Genomic DNA, 23348 nt, shown 5'->3' on the forward strand with positions numbered 1-23348 from the left:
CTAAGCCCACTGCATTCATTCCACCGCAGTGGGCTTTTTATTTTCTTGCACAATGCCTATTAAATCTATCGAAACTATCAAAACCATTAAAACAGCTTACTGACGTTAATTTTCTTTTTAAAAATAGTGCTAATTACTAATACAGCACAAAGAATCGCTATAATTCCAGCGCCAACATAAGCCACAATTTCTATATAATTTACCGAGTTTCGTTTAAAGGAATCAGCATTCTCAAAAGATTTTTCCGATTTTTTCACTTGCGAACGAGCTATCCAATCATCGTTATCGGAACTATTGTCGGAGCTATCATCAGAACTATCAGCATCTTTACTCTCGCTATTTTTAGATTTTTTATCTGCTTCAGATTTTTTTACAAGCTTATTTGCAATAGAAACAATTTTTACATTTTTATATTGCAAAGTTGTTATGTTCCCCGCATAATCTGCAGCTTTTACTAATACGCCGTGAGTAAAACCGTCTGGTTTTAGTTTTGTAGATAAAACTGATTTATTCACATCTTTACCGCTCCAAATACGATTTGTTTTACCATCAACATCAATCGTTACATATTGCAATGCTATGTTATCTTTTGCACTAATACGTAAAGTTTTTCCTTCTTTATTAGTGCGATAAGTAGAATTATTTTGCATATCAAACACTGTTGCGATTGGAGCAATATTATCTACTGTAAATTGCACAGATGCTGGTGCAAATTGCAACATTCCTTCTTTTTTGCTAACTGCACTTTCGCTACAAGAATGATTTCCTGCCTTGTCTACTGACATAACGCGCACACGATAATGAGCATTATCTGCAAAATTTCGTTTAAAAATAGTGTAAGTCAATCGTTTCCAGCCATGATCTATGCGACTGTTTACAGAAAAATCCTGTTTTGACAAAATCTTCTCTACACCGTCTTGAATAACACTAATTTTTGCAGGACTTGCCAGTCCGCTAGGATTGAGTTCTTCAATATGAATATCTTTAGCATTTTGCAATTGTTTACGATTAATTTCTTTAGTAGAACTATCTATACTAAATGAGGAACCGCTTTTATTTATAGAAAATCGCAACTGGCCAGAAACAACATGATCTACTAAATCTTTAGCACTCCACTGAAGCTGATACACGTCATCGTCTTGAATTCCATTATAAAAACCTGCGTATTGCACACTTACGCTTTGCGAATCAGCTTTTTTAGGCACGAAAGAACGCAATTCCTTAGAATATCGCATTCTTCTCAGCGAATACGTTACGCTTGCAGGTTTTAGCCAACGATCTTTTATAACTAATGTTGGAACTACAGCATGAGAATACGCTCCGCCTTGTTGCACTCCAGTAATAGAAACAGTTGGCGAAAGCGTATCAATAATGAATTTATTACTGATAGAAGAACTCGCATTACCCGATAAATCTTCAACACAATAGCGAACATCCCAAGAAGCATCCCCCGAAAAAGAAACATCAGCATACCACACGTTTGTATGCACACTATCGTTTTTAAAGCTTTTAGCTGTAAGTACCATAACCGGCTTACCATCAGCAAAAACTTTCGCAATAGGAAAAGAATCGTGAAGCAAATACGAGAAAACGAACGAATCGTCCTGTATTAATATTCTTGAAGCTCGATTATTACGAAAATATTTGCCTTCATACGATGCGTTGTTGTCATAGCTAACACTCAAGCGAGGAGCAGTTTTGTCAATAACAATATATCTTGGACGCTTGCTATAAGAGTTATCTTTTGTTAAATCTGAAGCATTCAAAACTGAATCAGGAATGCTTAATATTGGCTTACGAGAGCGCAATTTGTTGCTAGAAAGTTTACTTTCATTAGAAATATAGTTAGTTTGCTTTGAAACATGAGGATTAGAGTCGACTCCTCCCCATATGCGTTTAGGATGCATTGTTACAGCAGCAAGTCTTATAGAAATATCTTGCAAATCATATATTCCTTCTTTTTGCAATTCAACTCTTACTATTCCTAATACTCGAGGTCGGGTCTTATAACGAATATTAACCAAGGACGACACCGCCTCAACCTTAGCTAAATCAGCTTTGGCACCCACTATTTGATATCTTCCAACGCTAACAGTAGCTTTATGTGCGTTCCTAATTTCCGAAGCGTCCAATCCATCAAAAGTTATAAGTAGCGAAGCAGAACGTTTAGTAAACATGTACTCGCCTTGAGTGCGAACAGTTTTCTGTTTTGTCATAACAGAAACATTTGCTATATGCAATCCTTTGGCTGCGTTATAGCTGTTCTTCGCATACGCAATAGAATTAAGTGGCAATAATGCAGCAGCTATAGCAACACTAATAAATGCAATAATCCCAATATAAACACCAATGCGAGCGCAATCGCATTGAAGTCGCTTGAAAAACCACATATCCCCCAAATTTCTTTGTTTACACATTTATTCCCCCCTTTTTATTATTTCTTTTATTTCTTTTATTTCTTTTGCAAAAAAGCTAAATTAATTTCGTCTTGAACTTTTTTGACGCTATCGATTGCGTTTTTCTTTCTACTTACAGCTTCATCATTTGACACATGCGCTTGTTTAAGAAGATATTCTGCCTTGTCGCACATTTGCTGAATTTCTTGTTTACTGGATCCGCTTTCTAGGAACATTGGCAACCACGAATGAATTGATTGCAAAACTAGTTCTCCAGTATCCACGAACAAGACGTCTCCGTGATCTTTCTCAACAATTTGCATTAACTGCTGTAATTGATTCACATAATTTTTATACGTTTCTACGCTTGCACAATCTTTAGAAACATCAACAAGTTGCGCATAAGCGTCAGAAATAGCGATGTACGCGCTTAACATTTTTTGATTTGAAACAGTATGCGATATTCCATCAGAATTAGTTTCTACAGCTTGCGAAGACGCTTCATTCGCATCCTTTTCATATTTTTGAGCCTCTTGGAACCATACTTTTGCTACTCGCATACGAGATAATCGTTCTGTTTGCGAAACTTTTCCAGAAAATCCTGCAAAATAGTACCAATACGCTTTGCCTATTTCTATAGAAATATTCAACCAATCTTTATTTACAGTACGCAAGTTTTGCTCGTATTTATTAATCAAACCAACAAAACATTGCTCTTCGTCGGCACTCCATTGCTGATCTGCAAGTTGAATTTGCAATAAACTTTGGAGAGGTTTAAATGACATTTTGCTTATGTATTTCTTTTTGAGCATACTATTTTGCACTTGCATTGCATGAGAAATATAGCGACATGCAATATCCGAATTGCTTTCGCGCTCAGCTAATTGCATGTAAGAATCGTAGCTTTTATTATTTTTGCGTATTGCCTCAATTCTTTTATTACTTGGCTCACTATCAAAAGATTGCTTATTTCGATTTACAAAAGCATGCCCAACAAATAAACCTAAGCAGTTGAATAAAATTACTATAAAAACTAGTACTACAACAATTAATGCCGTAATTGCATAGCGCTTTTTTCTAGGCTTAGAACTATTTTTGCATTGTTTGCGTTGCAATACATTCGTAGAGGTGTCGCATTGTTGTGAATGTTTTTCTGTATGCTCACACGCTTCCAGTGCAGAAAACATTTCTTCGCAATCTTTATATCTATGAGATGGTTTAGTAGCTGTAGCTATTGCGAGCACGGACACTAATTGTTCTACTACTTCACGATTCTCATGAGGCAATAGTACAGAAGATTGCACGTCTGTTTTAGACACTTCAGTTGGCAATAATGCGTAACGCAATGTCATTCCAATCGAATACACATCGCTTGAAGTAGTTGCTGCAGAGTTTTCGTTCAAAATTTCAGGAGCGGTAAAAATATTAGTAGCAAATCGAGCGTCGCACTGGTCTATTGTGCGTAAATCAAGCACTCCCCCGTTTGCATATAATTGCGTTGCAGCACCAAAATCAATCAAACGGACTGTGCCATCTTCTGAAATCATAACCTGAGAAGGCTTAAGATCACCGTATATAATTGGCGGATAATGCGAATGTAAATAAGAAAGTATTGAGCAAAGTTGCATACCTAAATCAAGAACGGTTTCAACATTTTGCAATCCAGATTCTTCTACAATAGATTTTAAAGAACGTCCCTTTACATAATCGCGAACAGCATAAGCTCTACCATTTTCTTCAAAAAAATCAACAATTCGCGGAATAGCTGGATGATCGCATTCCTTTAAAACATTCGCTTCAGCGCGTAAGGATTGAATAATATGCTGTTGATACTCTTCGTCTCCTTGCAGAAGTGTTTCTTTAACAGCCCATTGCTTGTGCAAAACGGTGTCAACAGCAAGAAACACTGTTGAAGTGCCACCACGCCCCAGCTCACCAAGCAGCTGATAGCGTCCGCCTACACAAACCATCGTTACGCCTCCGCAATATTGAAAACTACAACTACTCATCAAATATTTCAGTTAATTTTTTGAGTAATTGAATTACAGTTGCGACTACTGTACCGATAAATTTATGCGTAAAAAAGCTTTTTATAGCATTGTGGATAAAAGCTTATAACCTTACAAAACTCACGTTTTGTAGAAGAAGTAGAAGAATATATCAGTCGATATTAGCGCCCAAAGCTAAAAGTTTGCCTCTAAAATCTGCATATCCTCGATCAATTAGCGAAATTCCGCGCACATTCGACGGACCTTGAGCAGTAAGAGCTGCAATCAAATGGCTAAAGCCTCCGCGCAAATCAGGTACGTCAATATCTTGACCTGTCAACGGAGTAGGACCGAAAATAACTGCAGAATGCTTGTAATTGCGCTGCTGGAATCTGCAAGGAAGCGAACCTAAGCATTCACGATAAAGCTGAATCATAGCTCCCATTTGCACAAGTGGCTTAGTGAAACCAAAACGATTTTCATAAACAGTTTCATGCACAATACTCAAGCCCTTCGCTTGAGTAAGCGCAACAACAAGAGGCTGCTGCCAATCAGTCATAAAACCAGGATGCACATCGGTTTCAATAGCAACCGGATGCAAATCCCCACCCGGATGCCAAAAACGAATTCCTTTATCTGTCACATCAAACTGTCCGCCAACTTTACGGAACACATTTAAGAAAGTCATCATTTCTGGCTGAGTTGCGCCTTTAATAAACACATCTCCGTGTGTTGCAAGAGCAGCAGAAGCCCAAGAAGCTGCTTCAATGCGATCAGTTAATGACGTATGAGTGTATCCTTGAAGCTCTTTTACTCCCTCGATACGGAAAGTACGGTCAACGTCTACAGAAATAATCGCACCCATCTTTTGCAAAACTGCTACCAAATCCATGATTTCTGGCTCAATTGCAGCTCCGGAAAGCTCTGTGCGACCTTCTGCAAGAACCGCTGCAAGCAAAGTCTGCTCGGTTGCGCCGACAGAAGGATAAGGCAAATGAATTTTAGTGCCATGCAAGCCATTAGGTGCAGTAATATGAATACCATCCTCGTGATCTTTATCTACATTTGCACCAAGTTTACGCAACGTCTCAAGATGAAAATCAATTGGACGACCGCCAATATTGCATCCTCCAAGCGCAGGAATAAACGCTTCTCCAAGACGATGAAGAAGAGGACCAGAGAAAAGAATTGGAATACGAGACGAACCAGAAAGAGTGTCGACGTCAGCTACATCTGCGAGCTGCACTTTTGTGGCATCAATTGTCACAATGCCTTCAGGCCCATTAACCTCAACGTCAACACCATGCAAACGCAACAAATCAGAAACTACATGAACATCGCGAATTTCAGGAACGTTTTTTAGAACAGACTTACCAGGTGCCAACAAAGCTGCAACCATAGCCTTGCTAACAAAGTTTTTTGCGCCACGCACTTTAATAGTGCCATTAAGCGGCTTACCACCTTCTACATGCAACACATCTGCAGCGTCAATGCCACTATTGTTGTTCTGTTCAGCCGTATTGTGTGCGGACACATTTACCTCTTTCGTTCGCGCTAAAACACTATTCACTATAATACCGGCATATTTGCCAACGCGCTCATGCAATCTATTAAAACTGATTAAATTAGCGCGTAGATCGTTGACGCCATCGACGAATCAATCTAGTAAGCAATGATGGTTTACGCAATAAATCTACTTCTGGCAATTCATGCTCAGACTCAGCTGTAAGAGCATAAGTATAGGCTTTTTTGGAAGAAGGTTTGCCAACAAGATTCCCAAATTCAAGCATTTGCGTACGCGGTTCAAACGGGTGACGAATATCAAATTCGAGCAATCGCACGCCTCTTTTAGCAGGTTCAGGGCCGTAAGATCCAAAACCACATGTAGGAGTAGCAACAAATAGCATATTACTCTCGGGATCTTTAGCTGCGAAAGAATTGCGGTGATCGTGACCGGCAATTAGCGCAAAAGCTCCTGCATCAAGCAAAGCAGCGTATTCACCACTATCGACGTCAGGGCAGCTAATTCCTTCACCTAAATACCCATCTGGCAGAACATGTTTTTCGTCAAGAGCATAATAGCGACCAGCAAAAGTACGATACCCTTCAATAGCATGTTCGCGCGCAGCGAGTTCTTGCGGAACTTCGCGAAGAACACGATAATATTGCGGCAATGGAAAATGCTGAAAAACGCAAATATGTTCAGGCAAATAAGAAGAAAGACCAGAAACAAACTCAATAGTTTTTTTAGAAGGGCTACCATAGCCGCCGGATTTAGCATAATCTCCCGAATCAACTAAAACTATTGAAAAAACAACCTTTTCATGCTTTTCATCCATAACAGGCAAGGCAAAAGTACCAGGTTCGCATGTAAAAATAATCTGCTTTGGCAATACACATTTTGTCGATTGCATAGCACTTGCAGAAGATACATTAGAAGCACTGCGATTCATGCAGCATGGAAAATCTTGATATATCTTATCAAGCTCTTCATTACTTAGACCGCACTGGAAATCATGATTACCATAAGTAACAACCCACGGAATACTGCGATCTTCTAGTGGCTTCATTAACTTAGCAACAAATTCGTGCACTTTATCAACCAATTGCTTCTTATCAGAAGCCGAAATATTGGAAGATTCCTGCCAGCGTCTACGCTGAAAAGTTTTTGCAAATACTTTTTCATAACCTGCAATCTGGTTTCCGCTAAAAACTACAAGATCTGGTCGCACAGCATCGCAAGCAGAAGCAATAAGTCGAATAGTATCTTGTGAAATACGTAACCCATCTTGAACATCTGCACACTGAAGCACCCGGAATTTACCAGAAAGATGGAACTGCAAACGTCCTAAACGCGCCGAAACAGATAAAGGAAGTGCCGCAGATGCATTAGCTTCAGATTGTGCAGAATCAGTCATACTTTAAGCATACGGCAGATATGCCGCGACTCACTCAATTTTGTGCGCAAGTTTACATAAATTATTTACATTCAAAAATACTACATTAAGCAAATACTGATAATAAATAACCTAAAAGCGATAAAAACGTGCAATTTCAGTAAAATAGTTACAAATTCACAGACAATTCACAGGTAATCGCATTACTGCGCTCAGCATAAGGTGGTTATTATATATACATCAAAAGGAAATAAACTACAAGCAAGTAGTTGAATTTGACTTTAATAACTTAAACCTCTCTTCTTCTCTTCTTTCTCTAACCCCGGTCACGCACCGGGGTTTTTGATTTTAAGGCTGCATAAGAAGCACGCAGCAAGCGAGAGTAAGCGAGAGTAAGCGTGGTAAACGGGAGTAAGCGGCAGAAACTGAGCACGCATGTAAAGAAACTGCCGCGAAACTGCTAAAAAACGGCAGAAACCTTACAGCCGCGTAAAGAAAAGGTCGGCTACGCGCCCAAAAAAGGCAGAAACTTTACAGTGATGTAAAGAAACTGCCGTTTTATCGCCTTAATCCGACCAAAACTTTACAGCCGCGTAAAGAAAATGTCGCGCGCTGAGGCAAATCGCAGGAATACAGATAGATAACAAAAAAGCCCTCGTTCTACGAGAGCTATTCGCTGGGGTACCTGGACTCGAACCAAGAATGGATGAACCAGAATCACCTGTGTTGCCAATTACACCATACCCCAATTGGCAGGCTTCGCGGCTCTTGGAACCGTTCCGTCTTCGTACCCCCGACCGGATTTGAACCGGTGTTGGCGCCGTGAGAGGGCGTAGTCCTAGACCGCTAGACGACGGGGGCTTTCATTTATCAGCTACGCCTCTTGACGCAACAAATAGCGACTTTACAACATAACAGCTCAATGCGCAACCGCGGCGTGTCGAAGTTAAAAGGACAAGCATATTAAACTGCAAAATAACGCACAAATAAAAAAGGCGGAAACGTAGCAATAGCGCCGCACTCCCGCCTTGTTCAAATTTTATTTGCGCTTATAAATTATTTGCGATTTACAAGTGCTCACGCAATCCAGCCAAACGCGCCAAAGTCACGTCTTTGCCCACGATTTCCATGGACTCAAAAAGCGGAGGCGAAACGCGACGACCAGAAAGCGCAACTCGCACAGGGCCAAATGCCAAGCGCGGCTTGTAACCAGCTTCCTCAACAAGCTTCTTGTTCAAAAGCTCATGCAAGGAATCAGTGCGCCAATCAGAAGCGTCAACACCCTTCAAAGCAGCGATTGCGGCGTCAAGAACCTCGCCTGCAGATTCCTTCAACTGCTTACGAGCGTCGTCATCTGGCTCAATGTAGCCATCTTCACTTAACAAGCTACCAACCATTCCAGCAACTTCACCGAGCAAACGCACGCGAGGCTGAACAAGAGGAGCAGCAGCTGTGAGCACTTCACGCTCGCGGTCAGTTAACGCATCCCAATTATCTGCGCTAACTACGCCATCCTTATGCAAGTAAGACACAGAACGATTCAAGAAATCTTGAGGCTCAAGCATACGAATATGCTCAGCGTTAATCGAAATTGCTTTATCCAAGTCAAAGTGTGCAGGATTTGCCTTAACATCGCGCACATCAAACTTTTCAATCATTTCGTCCATAGTGAACACGTCACGATCAGGAGCGATCGACCAGCCAAGCAAAGCCAAGTAGTTCAGCAAACCTTCTGGAATAAAGCCGTTATCCCTATGCAAGAACAAGTTGGACTCTGGATCTCGCTTAGAAAGCTTCTTCTTACCTTCGCCCATAACGTAAGGCATATGGCCGTAAAGTGGAGTTTCCTTAGCAATACCCATTTCCATAAGGTAACGGTAAAGCACAATCTGACGAGGCGTGGAGCTCAAAATATCCTCACCGCGCAAAACCACGTTCACATCCATTAATGCGTCGTCAACAGGGTTCGTAAGCGTGTAAAGCGGATCGCCATTCGGGCGCACAATCACATAATCTGGAACAGATCCAGCTTTAAAAGTGATTTCACCACGAATTAAATCGTTAAAAGTAATGTCTTCATCTGGCATCTTCAAGCGAAGTGCAGGCTTGCGACCTTCGTCGCGGAAAGCTTGCTTCTGTTCTTCCGTAAGATTGCGATCGTAGCCATCGTAACCAAACTCAGCAGGACGGCCAGCGGCAATATTGCGCTCCTTAATTTCTTCAGGAGTAGAGAAGGATTCGTAAGCGTATCCTGCTTCAAAAAGCTTTTGTGCTACGTCTTTATAAATTTCCATGCGCTGGGACTGGCGGTATGGGCCGTTATCTCCACCAACGTCAATGCCCTCATCCCAATCAATATTGAGCCAACGAAGAGCCTCAATAATCTGCTGGTAGCTTTCCTCGCTATCGCGCTCATTATCAGTATCTTCAATGCGGAACAGCAATTTGCCATGAGTATGGCGAGCCTCCGCCCAGTTAAACAGCGCGGTACGAACCATACCTACGTGAGGTGTACCAGTTGGCGAAGGGCAAAAACGCACGCGAACATTCTTTGGAAGTTCAGGCTTTGTGGATTTTGTTGCATTATTAGCAACTTCTTGAGTTTCCTCGATATCAGTCATAGGTTCCATTGTGCCGCGCGTTACGGACGTGCAGCATTCGTATCAAACATGAGTCAACCTAAAAACTAATCAAGCGCCTGCGTAGATTCTTTATTGCCCTCAACGTGAGCAAACTTCGCAGCAAGAGCCTCGCGGGACTTTCTATCATCCTCTTCTTTTGCAAGCTTCTTCGCAACTTCAGGATCCCACAGCACGTCTTCACGATGCTTTTGCCATTCAGCAGCCAACAAAGGCGACACAAAATTAATTAGAGCGCTTATACTATTTTCGTTACTTTCGCTGCAATCTACTCGCGAATTGCGCACACAATCAACAATCTCACACCATTGAGCATCCTTGAACATCATTCGCGGCAAACCAGCACACTCACATATTTCGTTAATATATAAGAAAATTGGTAAAGTTTCGCAAATCTCGTTAGTTTTTTTAATTAGAGTTGTTAGTAAGCTTAAAACTACAATAATTTTTTGCGTTTCCAATGATTTATTTTCATAACAAGAAACCATTTGTTTCGCATAATTAATTGCAAAGTCAATATCGTTAATACTCCAATTACCTTCAACATTTAACGTATCGGCTGCTGCATTTATTGCATTAGAATCTTCGGCAGAATGAGATGCAATCTTACTAAAAACAGAATTTATATTATTACTATTTTCTAGTATTTCTTCTTCTGCTTCATCATAATTAGGCTCATAGCATGAATCCATATTGTCGTAAGCATCGGCGGCAGCAAGTAGCGCGTCTACTATTTCTTGCGGACGTCCAGGAATTTCATCCGCGCCTTCATACACAAATTCAGCATCCGGCACAGTAACGTCAAGATTCGTGAGTATTCGCGCTATTGCTCGCATTGAGCGCACCTCAAGATTTTCCGCATATTTTGCGTCGTTATCTAAGTGTCGCGCTTCCGTCAATGGCCATAATTCTGTTAGTTTCGCAGCAGATTGCGCTGCATCATTCAGCATTAGCATACTTTTTTCATTATTCTTAACATCTTCAGAATCTTTGACAGAATCAACAGAATCAACAGAATCAACCATTTCAATGCTCCTTCGCATTATATGTTACTTACTTCACTCGCCCAGCAGGATCAACATACGTAATTGAAAGCACACGCAAAGTCTCGCAATCGTAAGTAATAGAAGTAATCGAAGCTAAAGCCGTGTGACGAAGAAGCATATTATGTTCAGCGTGACCGGTTTCCAGTAGGTGCCTATAAGACCAGATTGGCGACTCATGAGTAACTGCAACGATTTGCTCACCCGGATGCTTACGAACCTGCTCGCGCGCAAAATCGCCAACGCGAGTAGCAATACTGCGGTAGCTTTCTCCCCAACTTGGCTTCCACAAATTCGCAACAAGCTTCCAATTGTTGTTTTTCCACAGTGCGCCCTCACCGTAGCCTATGCGTTTTCCGCGGAAATTATTTCCAGCTTCAATTAAGCGTTTATCTAAAATAATGTCGCTTTCTTGAGATTGAACAGAAGATTGAACAGAAGATTGCGCAGAATCTTCGTCACAGTGCGCTTTTACATAGGCAGAATCTGCAATATTGCGCAAAGCATTTTCGATTTCACGCGCTGTTTCACGAGTTCGCTCAAGAGGAGACGAATAAATTGCAGTAATTCCGCGCATTTGCGGAACAGTGGCAATATATTTTGCTGTAGCTTGCGCCATCCTCACTCCGCGAGCCGAAAGATGAAATCCAGGAAGACGCTCATACAACACGTGATTTGGATTATCAACTTCTCCATGACGCACAAAATGAATTGTCGTAGCTGGCATTGCGTTCTACTTTCTGTTTAAAACACTAAAACAATTACTTGCGGTTTTTTGTATGATTAAGCGACCACATTCCCAAGCGGTGAGCAAAACTCGTATCTTCTTGCGCAACGTAGCCAGGCTGTTGAGATTTAGTATCATCGAGAAGCCACTTTCGTATAACAAAATTCCACACAGCAACAACAACAGTAGCTACAAGTTTTCCTATATTTGTGCGCAAAACGTATACTGCAGATCCGCGTAAAGTTTCAGCCATTCCTAACGTACTTGCCCAAATAATCGCATCGTTAATAAGCAATCCAATGACTGCAGAAATAACAAAAATCAGAAGCTCCATCCACTTTGCCATATCTTCACGATGTTTAAAGACGTATTTCATACTGGCAATATAGTTGAAGATAAGTGAGATTACGAAAGAAATCGTACCTGCAACCACATTATTTAAGTGCGCAAGCATTAATAAATTAAGTAGCGCAACGTCAATAATAAGGGCAATAATGCCAACAATTCCAAACTTTACAACCTGTTCAATAAGCTTTTTCATAATATCCATTAAACACGCGGCTGCTAACAAATAACATATAATTGTTACGTAATAAAGCTTACTAAATTTAGCAAAGGAGCGATTATGCCAGTTATCCATACTCATGTTTCTGTAAGCACAACACCTGCCCAGCGAGACGCATTAAAAGCCGCTTATGGCAAGGCAATTAGCGCAGTTCCAGGAAAAAGCGAGCATTGGCTTATGTGCCCATTCGAGGACAATATGCCGATTTATTTTGCAGGAGACGATTCCAAGCCTGCAGCTTACGTTGAGGTGAACGTGTTTGGTTCCAGCGTACCAGGGTCTGCTTGGGAAAAGTTGACTGAGCAGATTATGGCAGCTTTGGAGCGCGAGCTTGGAGTGCCACAGGATCGTACTTATATTCGTTACACTGCAACAACTGACTGGGGTTGGAACGGCGGCAATTTCTAATCGCAAGTCGCAATCCTCAATTAGTAAGTAGCAAAAATCGCCAACAAATAACCTAAACAAAAGCCTACCGTAAACAAGCACGGTAGGCTTTTGTTTTAATCACCTAAATCATTCAGTCTCTTTAGCAACATCCTCAATAAGTTTCCCAAAGTCAATTGCATTTTGTGATGTTACAACAGGCTTACCCGTTTCCTTTTCAATCTCTTTCCTAGCATTTCCAGCAATACTTCCACCTCGTTTAGCAACTTGCTTATTTTCAGCTAAACCTTGTGGATTATTGGTTTTAGTAAGCTCGGTAGTTGTTGCCTCTGCAAGCATATTCAGAACAATTTCAAGAGTTGTCATGTTGTCTCTAAGATTTTCTTTCTTAAGACCCTTAAAATCTTTATACGCTCTTGTTGTCATCCCTGACCAAGATTTAGATACTTCGTCCGTTAGAATGGCATATTCTTTTCCAGCTTTCACACCATGATTCTGCCAAGCATCAGTCAATTCTTTTCTTACTTGAATTGACTGAAGTCTTTGATTAATCCACTCTCGCGAATAACCTTTTTTCAAATAGGTTGCTAAAGCCCTATCAATAGCTTGCTCAGGGTCTATTACTTCATCAATTCTCTCTTTACCAACCGTTGCTAACCACATTTTGAATGGCTCAGCTTTGGGAGATGGTATTGATTGAATAATGCGCAAAATTCCTTGCATGTTCCCTGATAGCACTTTTCGTTTCTTACCATTCGATGACTTCATTTCTACCAGGGGACAATTTGTCCCCATGTAGGCAGATAACTGCTCATCACGCTTGCGCATCTTCTTTAGATAATCGCTCGGATTTTTGCTATCTGTCAAAACGGCAACCACATCCACTACCGAAAAATACCATTCTTCCTTTTCGTTATTCCAAACGGAGCGGACTTGTTTACCTTCAAATAATTTAATTTCATTATCCATATTGATCCCCTTCAGATACAGTTATCCCCTCTTTAACTATTAATTTTATAATATTGTTTGATTGCTAACAATATGAATTAACAATCAAAACGGCGGCAACTTCTAAATAAAAAACTGCAGAATATATAAATTACTTCTTAAGAGGAGCTGCCCCAACCGATTCACGCACAATGAGGGCAGTTCCTAGTTTTTTATGCGAAACAGGCAAAGATTCTTCATCAAAACGTATTTGATCAATCAAACTTTCTGCAGCCAAACGTCCTTTCGAAGTAATTGGCTGATGAACCGTAGTCAATCTAGGCGTGCAAATTGTAGACAAAGGCAAATCATCATAACCCGTAATGGAAAGATCTTCAGGAACGCGTAATCCTTGCTGTTGAGCTGCTCCAAGCACACCCAGCGCAATAATGTCACTAAACGACACAATCGCAGTAGGCCTATATTCGAGACTAGTGTCATTCCACATTTTGTTGAAAACATCAGCCCCACCCTGATACGTGCAAGGAGTTTCTATAACGGTAATTTCTTTATCTTCAGGTGATAAGTTATGCTTTTTAAGCGCACGCACAACACTTGCCATGCGCCTACCAACTATTCCTTGCCATCCCGGATAATCAGTATGCGATTTCGTCTCAATTGCTGCAATACCAATATTCCTATGACCTAAATCAATAAGTCGATCTACTAAATCTTCAAAATCATGCTCATCGTCGACTTCTACAGTTGGAACGTTAATAGGTTGAGCAGGATCAACAATTACTACCGGAACGTGCTTATTCAAAATTTCAACAACTTCTGCACGCTCAGCTTCCAAACCGCAAATTATAAAACCACTTACCGCAGCCGTAGGAATAGCTTTTAACATTGAACCTCTTAGCGGAGGAACAAGCATCAAAGTGTAGCCTTCTGACTGGCAAACCTGCCCAATGCCTTGAATCAAAAGTGAATAATAAGGATTTTGCAAAATCGTATCAATACCTTGCGGAAGCAACAAGCCCAACGCATTCGAAGAATTCGTGCGCAATGCTCTAGCTGTTGCACTTCGCACATATCCCATTTCTTCAGCAGTTTGCATAATATGCTCAACCGTCGCCTCAGACAGTTTTGACGGATCATTATATGCAAAAGATACTGCAGACTTGGAAACATTAGCTTTCTCTGCAACATCCTTAATAGTCACTCTACGAACATTCATAGCTTCCCTACTGCTTCACCTTCATACAATATAATGGATTTTTCTCCCATACGGTATTGATTACCTATTATACTTGGCACACCAAATAGCGCACGATCCATACGCACTGGCAAATCATCACAATTGATGTAAGCTCCAGATCCTCGATGCACTAAACATAAGCATGCACGCCCTGAAGGCAAAGTACGCGTGATACACACAGTATGTTTTCCCAAAGCAGATACATGCTGCCTGCCATATTGTAGAGCAGCATTTTCTCTACGTAGACGCATTAATTTGCAAACTGTTTTACGAATAGATAAATTCCAAGCATTCTCATTCCAAATCATAGGAGCGCGGCAACCCGGATCATTTTCTCCTTCCATGCCATTTTCATCGCCGTAATACACCATAGGAGCGCCATCAGCAGCAAATTGCAAAGCGTAAGCTAAATTCTCAGCGTCTTCAGCAGGTGTATCCCAAGCATATTCATGAGCTTTTGTGCGCGTAAGCAAGCGCTCAGTATCATGACTACCAAGCAAATTCAACATACAAGAGCGATGCTCTTCCGGAATATCGTTATACAAAGCATTCATGCCATCTGCAAAATCATAAGCATCCAAAGTTTCATCAGCGCAAAAACCTAGGACTAAATCACGAACAGTATAATTCATGGTTCCATCCATAAGTTCAGGAGTAAGCCATTGAGAAGGGTTACGCCATTCTTCAGCTACTAAGTATTTATCATCTCCAAAAGATTTCACTACTTTATGGAAACCTTTCCAAAATGTTTTATTTACGAAATATGGAACATCTAAACGCCAACCATCAATACCACGATTCAACCAATATTTAGCAACGTTATAGTGATGTCTACGAACTTCTGGATTATATACATTCCATTTTGGCAAATAGTAGCAACCAGAACATGTTTTATAATTCGGTTCCGGATGAGACACTACAGGAAATCCCTCTACCGAAAACCAATTAACATATTGTGATTGTTCACCATTGCGAACAAGATCTTGGAAAGCCCAATGACCTATTCCACAATGATTAAATACACCATCTAAAACTACACGAATCTGCAATTCATGAGCACGTTTAATAAACTCATCAAAATCTGCATCATTGCCAAGTCGAGAATCAATTTTGAAGTAATCAGTAGCGTCATAGCGATGATTCGTATCTGCTTGGAAAATTGGGGTAAGATACAGAGCATTTATACCCATATCCGCAAGATATGGAAGATGCTTACTAATACCCTGCAAATCACCACCAAAAAAATTATCTCTAGTTGGAGATTTATCCCATGATTCTACAGGATTAGGGTTAATAGAAGCATTTGCATTTGCGAAGCGCTCCGGAAAAATTTGATAAAATACGCTTGATTTTACCCATTCAGGTTGCATGACTTGTTCCTAACAAATAGTTAATTGTACAAATTACGAAAGTTTTAACACTTCTTCAATCTTTAAGACCAGTAGAGGCTATTCCTCGTTCAAGAGCTTTTTGGAAGAAGAAGAAAATAATGATTGATGGTAACGTTGACGTCAAAGTTCCAGCCATTAAATAATTCCATGACGTACCATAACGTCCAACAAAACCGCTTAATCCGATTTGTATAGTACGCATTTCTTCAGCATTTGTAACCAACAGAGGCCACAAGAAATCATTCCATGCAAATAAGAATGAGAACACACCAAGAGTTGCAAGAGCTGGCCTAGAAAGCGGCAAAATAACTTTAATAAAAATACCAAGACTTGAACATCCATCAATTCGCGCAGCTTCATCAAGTTCACGCGGGATAGTACTAAAATGCTGGCGCAGCAAAATAATGCCGAATACATCAGCCAAACGCGGAACAGTTAACGCTGCCATAGTATCAATCCAACGCAGCTTAGCAATAATACCGTACATAGGTATAACTGTTACGAAAGCAGGAACCATGAAAGCAGAAAGTAGCAGCACGAATAATATTTTCTTTCCAGGAAACTCTAATCGCGCAAAAGCAAAAGCTGCCATAGCGTCAAACGCAAGGTGACCAACTACAATGATTGCCGACATAATCAAGCTATTAATATAATAATTTGCAAACGGAGCGCTTTGCCAAGCATGCAAATAATTTTCCCAATGCCACGATGTTGGAATCACTGACTGAACAGCGTACGTTTCGGCTTTTGTTTGCAACGACGTTGTAAACATCCACATAAATGGAATGAGTACTGAAGCTGCACCAACAATTAGTACAATATGTCGAGCAAGATGCAACGAACGCAATCTCGTAAAAACCTTACTTATTTTCTGCATTACTTACCTTCCATTGCACAAGAGTTACGATAAGAACTAACACCAGCGACGCTATAGCAATTGCCGTACCATAACCGAAATTGCCTAACCTAAATGCTTGACGATACATAAACATTCCTAGTACGTCAGTGCCACCTCGAGGACCGCCTTCAGTAAACACGTAAATTAAATCAAATGATTGGAAACTGCTAATCAGCGCTTGCACAACCACGAAGAATGTCATTGGTCTCAACAGAGGAACTGTAATATAACGCAGCTGTTGCCAGCTCGTAGCACCATCAAGACTTGCAGCTTCATAAGTCGACTTAGAAAGAGATTGCAAAGCAGTCAAATATAGAATGATATTAAAACCTAAGTTCTTCCAAACTGTAAGGAGTGTAGTAGCAAGTAATGCTAGCCACTTGTTGTGGAGCCAGTCGGGTCCTGCAATACCTATGGATGAGAGTACAGAATTTACAAGACCCGATGGATCCAACATATATTTCCACACAATTGCTACAGCCACCGAGGAGGTAACGACAGGAAGGAAATATATAGTGCGATACAATCCGCGAGCGCGAATTGGCGCATCTAGTAATACCGCAAAAAGCAACCCCGAAACAACCGATAGCACAGCTACGCCAAACGCATATATAACAGTCACAGTTAGACTATTCCAAAATTCTGGATCTTGAGATAGTTTTACATAATTCTTCAATCCAATAAAATCTGGATTTGCAGAAAAACCATTCCAATTCGTTAAGCTCGTGTAGGCTGCAGAAATAATTGGATAAAAAGTGAAGATGACGAGAATCACTAATCCAGGAAGTAATAATCCCCATGCTGTGAGAATTTGCTCCCATTTTCCTACAGTTTTATGATCATTTCGCATCAGCTTGCTACTGCCAACTTTTACGTTGTCAATAGCAGCCGGCTGCTTATTTTTTAGCTGTGCTATCGTGTTACGCATGACTACTTACCTTGCGCTATTACGTCGTTGACTGCTTTTTCTGCATTCTTTAATGCAGTATTAACATTTACTTCGCCAGAAAATGCTTTTTCCATTTCCTTTGCGAATGCCAACGAAATCTGTGGGTATAGCTTAGTGTTCGGACGAGTATGAGCGGTTGACATTTGCTCAATGTATGGCAGCAAGCGAGGCTCTTTCTTCTCAACCCAGGAACGATACTCTGCGTTGCTAGCTGCACTCTTTGTTGCAGGTAGGAATCCAGTAGACTCGCACCAATCAAGAACTTGCTTATCTTGCAAGAACCAAGTAACAAATTCAGCAGCAGCTTTTACTTTTGCATCATCATTATTAAACAGCATTGCCTGTTCTCCACCAAGGTTGGTAGATGGTTTACCACCTTCAGGGGTTGGTAAAGGAGCTGCAGCAAAATCAAACGGAGGATCCGCTGCCCAAATACCTACCATCCAAGAACCTTCCTGAGCAGAACCACCTTTACCTTTTTCAAACTTGCCCCATCCAGCATATGGGCTCACTCCACTTTTAATAAGATCCATCCAGAAATTGGCAGCTTTCTTACCTGCAGGAGTGTTAAATGCTGCAGCAGAGTTATCTTTATTTAAGAATTCACCCCCAGCTTGCCAAAGATTGACTTGGAAGTTCCAGGTAAGAGCTTCACCGCTATCACCTGCTTCAGTTGGCAAATCGTAACCTGGAAGACCAGTCTTATCCTTAATCTGCTTTGCCATTTGCTTTAATTCGTCCCAAGTTTTTGGAGGCTTATCTGGATCTAAACCAGCCTTCTTAAATACTGTGCGATTGTACATATACGCAAGATTATTGGCTGACATTGGAACGGATACTAAGTGACCATCAATTGAGCCGAAATTCTTTAATGCTGGGTTAATATTGTCAATTACTTCAGGCTTGAGAAGCTTTTTTAAGTCTGCAGATTTGCCAATTTGCGCCATTTGAGGCATCCAAATCAAATCACCTATGGCCATATCAGGCAAGGTATTTGAAGTAGCAGATGCGCGTAATTTTGTTAAGAAATCAGCATTAGGAACATTTGTAGTTTTAATCTCAATGTTCTTGTGTGAAGCATTAAATGCTTTTACTTTTTTATCGAAAGCATCTGCATTAGCACCATCCCAGTAGTGCCAAACAGAAACGGTTGTTTTACCTTGAGTATTGCTTGTAGAGCTTGTGCCGCCACCGCATGCAGTAAGAGACAGCGCAGCAGCGAGCATCATAGAGATTGCTCCAAACTTTTTTAGTTTCAACATCGTTGTTCTTCCTTAGAAATATTTAGAGAAACTTAAAGGTTCTTGGACATACCGCCCAATGAATCATTTGATATATAGCAACGCCAGACTTCTGCCGCAAACAGCGTCGTTTACTCCTTTCACTAATGAACAACCACTTTTGCTAATGCCTCAGCATCGAGCATTAGACGCGTGCCTTTTGTATCTTGCTTTACTGGCTAAGCGAGAATTACTTTAGATTGCACATTATTTTGTTCGTTATTGAAATATACTAAATCGTTCCAATAAATAAGTCAAGCGTGCGTTTTATATAAAATTCGCCATACTTCGCTACGAAAAATTACGCAACAAAATATGGCGATTATTATAACTTTTACGCGACTCTACAAAACTTTAGGATTGCTCACTAAAATTAGGTTCGTCAACAGTAGACTTAGCCGATGCAACAAAGTCAGCAGGCTCGTTAAACTCAGCATCGCTTGAATAATAATCATCGTCGCTAGCAACGCTGCCTTCAAGATCTGGGCCAGAAGCTGCACGAGCCACCTCTTCCATGTCCTTGTTGTCAAATAAAACCATGCGGACATAGCCAACAACGAATCCAACAACAGCTGGGCAAACCCAAGCCATGCCATATTCCGAGAACGGCAGCCAGTTTTGAGCAACCACCAACATATCGTTCATATGCAATGCGCTGCGCAAAACAGGCGGCAAACTATTCAAAAAGTCAAATACAGCTGCAACACCAGTAAAACCAAGTGTCCAAGCGTACACGACTTTGGAATTTCCAAAAAGTCGACCGCACAAAGCCAAAAGAATCAATACGATTGACAGTGGATACAAGAACATCAATACTGGAACTGCATATTCGATGATTGTGCTCAAACCAAAGTTTGCAAGGCCAAACGAAACAAGCGTAATCAACACAGACCAAACGCGATAGCTAGGACCCTTAGGGAATAACTTAGAGAAGGTTTCCGAGCAGCTTACAATTAAACCAACTGCCGTCTTTAAGCATGCAAGAGTAACAGTTACAGCAAGCACAAATAAGCCAACGTTTCCAAGATGGTAACGTGCGACTTGCGCCAAAGTTATGCCACCGTTTTCAGCAGGCTTAAACAGTGCACGGCTACGCACGCCGACAATAACAATTGCGACGTAAATCAACGCCATAAGCAAGCAGCTAAAGAATCCAGATCGCACAGTATTCACTGCCACATCTTTAGGGTCTTTTACGCCAAAGGATCGAATAGTACTAACAACTATAATGCCAAAAGCCAAGCTAGCTAAAGCATCCATTGTGTTGTATCCATCTAAGAATCCTGTAAAGAATGATTCATTAACGTACTTTCCTATAGGAGCGGCATCCTCAGAAGCACCACTTACAGGAGAAAACAGAGCAGTAAATACCAGAATACCTAAGAAAACCAAGAATATCGGCGTAAGAACTTTACCAACCCATGTAAGTATTCCACTAGGCTTTAGCGCAAAGAAGAACGCTAGTGCGAAGAAAACCACAGAGAACAAGAACAAATACAATTGACCGTTTCCGTCTTGTGGGATAACACGCTCTAAACCAACAGTATACGAAGTTGTTGCGCAGCGAGGAATTGCAAAGAATGGTCCAATTGTTAAATACAGAACGCAAGTAAAGAACATGCCGTATTTTCTGCTCGGCTTGCTTGAAAGTTCAAAAAGACCGTTTGCACGACTCATTGCAAGAGCTGTAACACCTAACAATGGCAAACCAACGCCGGTAATAATAAAGCCTAATGCTGCAGGAGCAGAATTGCTTCCTGCGTTAGCTCCAAGGAACACAGGGAAAATCAGGTTTCCTGCGCCAAAGAACATACCAAACAACATGACCGCCACGTACGCGGACTCAATAATTGTCAGGTTCCTTTTTTTCGGGGCACTGTCTGTGCTGACACTTTGTGTTGTGACGCTCATGCTTACACCTCCTATAAGGATAAATTTGTATTTACATACTATTCAGCTAAATCTCTGTTTTATATTGTGGATTTAAAGCGAAAATAATATTAGGGGGTATCTTAATAAATCGCATGTACTTAATCGGCATAAATTTACAATCTCGCGCGTGTCCTTAATAAAAAATAAAAAGGACGCTGGCAAACTACCAACGTCCTATGTAATCAAAAATGCTCTATAACTTTGCTCTAAATCTTATATAAAAAGCAAAATCACATCTTTTCTGGAGCAGAAACTCCAAGCAAATCAAGACCAGCTGCAATTACAGTGCGCACAGCAGCGTTAAGCTTTAAGCGAGCTGCAGCACGAGCTGGCTCTGGGCACTTTGCAATGCGCTGAGCTTCGCGCTCTGCTTCTGGCAAACGATTTTCAGGGTCAGTTAACTCCATTGGCACAACGCGCTCAAGGTTGTACCACTTGTGGTAGCTTGCAGCCAAATCCTCAAGGTAATGCGCAACGCGGTGAGGAGCGCGCAAATCTCCAGCTTGAGCCAAAGCTGCAGGCCATTGAGCCAAAGCAGCCAACACTTCGCCGTCAGCCTCGGTATTAAGCAAGCTTAAATCAGCGCCATCTTGCGTAATTCCAGCATCTGCAGCATTGCGAGCCACATTGCAGCTGCGTGCATGAGCGTATTGCACGTAGTACACAGGATTATCGTTGCTGTGGGAAGCAAGCAAATCCAAATCAATATCAACGCTTGTGTTGTAGTCGGTGCGAGCAAGAGAGTAGCGCGAAGCGTCAACGCCAATTGCATCAACTAAATCGTCAATCGTAATAACGTTTCCAGCGCGCTTGCTCATGCGCACAGGCTTGCCATCCTTCATAACATTTACCATCTGGCCAATAAGAATCTGCATATTTTCGCCAGGCTTGTCGCCAAAAGCCGCGCACATTGCCATCATCCTGCCAATATAACCGTGATGATCCGCGCCAAGCATGTAAATTGCTACGTCCGCAGGATTCTGCTCGCGATGACGCTTGTTGCGATAGTATGCAATATCTGCAGCAAAGTAAGCGTAGTTACCGTCGGACTTAATAATCACACGGTCTTTATCGTCACCATGCTTAGTGGATTCGAACCAAGTTGCGCCATCTTTTTCGAAAATGTCTCCACGCTCACGCAAGTCTGCAATAGCGCGCTCAACTTCGCCATCCTCGTACAGGCTGTTTTCGTGGAACCACACGTCGAAACTAACGCGAAAATCGCGCATCGACTTACGAATTTCGGCAAACATCATTGGCACTGCGCGCTTGCGGAACTCTTCTCGCTGCTCGGAATCGCCTTCTCCAAGAGGCAAACCTTCTTCATCTTTTCCAAGATCAATTCGTGGCAAAGAAAGAACGTCAACGCCGTCCGCTTTCGCTTCTTTTATAACAGCGTCCGCAATTTCGTTAATATACGCGCCTTTGTAGCCGTCTGCAGGTGTTTCTTCGCCGTGAGCTGCAGCAACTAAAGACTTTGCAAAACGGTTGATTTGCTCGCCATGATCGTTGAAGTAGTATTCGCGCACAACTTTTGCGCCGTTCGCTTCCAAAACTCGAGCCATGGAATCGCCAACTGCAGCCCAGCGAGTGCCACCAATGTGGATTGGGCCAGTTGGGTTTGCGGAAACAAACTCAAGATTCAAAGTTTTGCCGCTTAAGTGCGCATTTTTACCAAAATCCGCACCCTGCTTTAAGACTTCGTCAACAACAGCCGCTGCAGAAGCAGAATCAAGCGTTATGTTAATAAAGCCAGGGCCTGCAACTTCTACAGATGCAATACCTTCTGCTTCTTGCAAACGCTCGGCAAAAAGTTCAGCTAAATCGTGAGGCTTCATACCAGCTTTTTTAGCAAGCTGCATAGCAACGTTCGTAGCCCAATCTCCGTGTGCGCGATCTTTTGGTCGCATAACTGCAAGTTTTTCGGCAGCAGGAATCAAATCTTCTGTTAGATTGCCAGCTTTACCGCTTGCTACTAAATCTTTAGCAATTTTTTCAATTAATTCACTTAAGCTTTCTGGATTCATGGTTTACAGTCTAGCGTTACCGCGCGATGCTTCGCGATTACAAT

17 protein-coding genes and 2 tRNA genes are annotated in these 23348 nt (G+C 41.4%); 1 reads left to right on the top strand and 18 read right to left on the bottom strand.

Features of this window, described 5'->3' with window-relative positions:
* Positions 1 to 86: 86 nt before the first annotated feature.
* From HXT34_RS05245 to HXT34_RS05290, 10 genes are all read right to left on the bottom strand, one after another.
* A complete protein-coding gene (locus tag HXT34_RS05245; RefSeq protein ID WP_421784706.1) occupies positions 87 to 2417 on the bottom strand; it encodes a hypothetical protein in 2331 nt (776 codons plus the stop codon).
* 35 nt (positions 2418 to 2452) lie between these two features.
* On the bottom strand, positions 2453 to 4366 hold the full coding sequence (locus tag HXT34_RS05250) for a serine/threonine protein kinase (protein WP_415687174.1): 1914 nt from the start codon (positions 4364 to 4366) through the stop codon (positions 2453 to 2455).
* Between the two features lie 190 nt (positions 4367 to 4556).
* Positions 4557 to 5918, bottom strand: a complete 1362-nt coding sequence (gene murA, locus HXT34_RS05255; protein ID WP_004109784.1) for a UDP-N-acetylglucosamine 1-carboxyvinyltransferase — start codon at positions 5916 to 5918, stop codon at positions 4557 to 4559.
* Positions 5919 to 6009: 91 nt separating this feature from the next.
* The gene (locus HXT34_RS05260; RefSeq protein ID WP_421784709.1) at positions 6010 to 7302 is read right to left on the bottom strand and encodes a metallophosphoesterase; all 1293 of its coding nucleotides are present in this window, start codon (positions 7300 to 7302) and stop codon (positions 6010 to 6012) included.
* Between the two features lie 655 nt (positions 7303 to 7957).
* Positions 7958 to 8029, bottom strand: a tRNA-Gln gene (locus HXT34_RS05265).
* A gap of 40 nt (positions 8030 to 8069) precedes the next feature.
* Positions 8070 to 8142: transfer RNA gene (locus HXT34_RS05270), tRNA-Glu, on the bottom strand.
* A 206-nt stretch (positions 8143 to 8348) separates the two neighbouring features.
* Positions 8349 to 9911, bottom strand: a complete 1563-nt coding sequence (gltX, locus tag HXT34_RS05275; RefSeq protein WP_421784711.1) for a glutamate--tRNA ligase — start codon at positions 9909 to 9911, stop codon at positions 8349 to 8351.
* A 56-nt stretch (positions 9912 to 9967) separates the two neighbouring features.
* Entirely contained in the window at positions 9968 to 10945 is a 978-nt protein-coding gene (locus tag HXT34_RS05280) for a hypothetical protein (protein ID WP_421784713.1), read from the bottom strand.
* Between the two features lie 28 nt (positions 10946 to 10973).
* Positions 10974 to 11690 carry a histidine phosphatase family protein gene (locus HXT34_RS05285; RefSeq protein WP_421784715.1) on the bottom strand — a complete coding sequence of 239 codons (717 nt, stop codon included), beginning with the start codon at positions 11688 to 11690 and terminating at the stop codon, positions 10974 to 10976.
* Positions 11691 to 11724: 34 nt separating this feature from the next.
* A complete protein-coding gene (locus HXT34_RS05290; RefSeq protein ID WP_415683553.1) occupies positions 11725 to 12231 on the bottom strand; it encodes a GtrA family protein in 507 nt (168 codons plus the stop codon).
* A gap of 84 nt (positions 12232 to 12315) precedes the next feature.
* Here HXT34_RS05290 and HXT34_RS05295 point away from each other — a divergent pair, with 84 nt between their 5' ends.
* The gene (locus HXT34_RS05295) at positions 12316 to 12663 is read left to right on the top strand and encodes a phenylpyruvate tautomerase MIF-related protein (protein ID WP_391496211.1); all 348 of its coding nucleotides are present in this window, start codon (positions 12316 to 12318) and stop codon (positions 12661 to 12663) included.
* Between the two features lie 108 nt (positions 12664 to 12771).
* Here the strand turns inward: HXT34_RS05295 and HXT34_RS05300 are convergent, their stop codons facing one another.
* The 8 genes from HXT34_RS05300 to argS all read right to left on the bottom strand — a co-directional run bounded on the left by HXT34_RS05300 (position 12772) and on the right by argS (position 23304).
* Positions 12772 to 13611 carry a BRO family protein gene (locus tag HXT34_RS05300; RefSeq protein ID WP_415687446.1) on the bottom strand — a complete coding sequence of 280 codons (840 nt, stop codon included), beginning with the start codon at positions 13609 to 13611 and terminating at the stop codon, positions 12772 to 12774.
* 130 nt (positions 13612 to 13741) lie between these two features.
* Positions 13742 to 14806 (bottom strand): LacI family DNA-binding transcriptional regulator, encoded by a 1065-nt coding sequence (locus HXT34_RS05305; protein ID WP_415683254.1) that lies wholly within the window; start codon positions 14804 to 14806, stop codon positions 13742 to 13744.
* Complete coding sequence (locus HXT34_RS05310; protein WP_421784718.1) at positions 14803 to 16197, bottom strand: glycoside hydrolase family 13 protein; 1395 nt, start codon at positions 16195 to 16197, stop codon at positions 14803 to 14805. Before HXT34_RS05310 ends, HXT34_RS05305 begins: the two co-directional genes overlap by 4 nt.
* Positions 16198 to 16252: 55 nt before the next feature.
* A complete protein-coding gene (locus HXT34_RS05315; protein WP_415683252.1) occupies positions 16253 to 17095 on the bottom strand; it encodes a carbohydrate ABC transporter permease in 843 nt (280 codons plus the stop codon).
* Complete coding sequence (locus HXT34_RS05320; RefSeq protein ID WP_415687448.1) at positions 17079 to 18044, bottom strand: carbohydrate ABC transporter permease; 966 nt, start codon at positions 18042 to 18044, stop codon at positions 17079 to 17081. Before HXT34_RS05320 ends, HXT34_RS05315 begins: the two co-directional genes overlap by 17 nt.
* Before the next feature lie 2 nt (positions 18045 to 18046).
* Positions 18047 to 19327: an ABC transporter substrate-binding protein gene (locus HXT34_RS05325; RefSeq protein WP_415683250.1), complete on the bottom strand. Its 1281-nt coding sequence runs from the start codon at positions 19325 to 19327 to the stop codon at positions 18047 to 18049.
* Positions 19328 to 19699: 372 nt separating this feature from the next.
* On the bottom strand, positions 19700 to 21256 hold the full coding sequence (gene brnQ, locus HXT34_RS05330) for a branched-chain amino acid transport system II carrier protein (RefSeq protein ID WP_421784721.1): 1557 nt from the start codon (positions 21254 to 21256) through the stop codon (positions 19700 to 19702).
* Between the two features lie 251 nt (positions 21257 to 21507).
* On the bottom strand, positions 21508 to 23304 hold the full coding sequence (gene argS / locus HXT34_RS05335) for an arginine--tRNA ligase (protein WP_421784723.1): 1797 nt from the start codon (positions 23302 to 23304) through the stop codon (positions 21508 to 21510).
* Positions 23305 to 23348 lie beyond the last annotated feature (44 nt).

Source organism: Gardnerella sp. DNF00983 (assembly GCF_049244265.1).
Lineage (GTDB): Bacteria > Actinomycetota > Actinomycetes > Actinomycetales > Bifidobacteriaceae > Bifidobacterium > Bifidobacterium vaginale_J.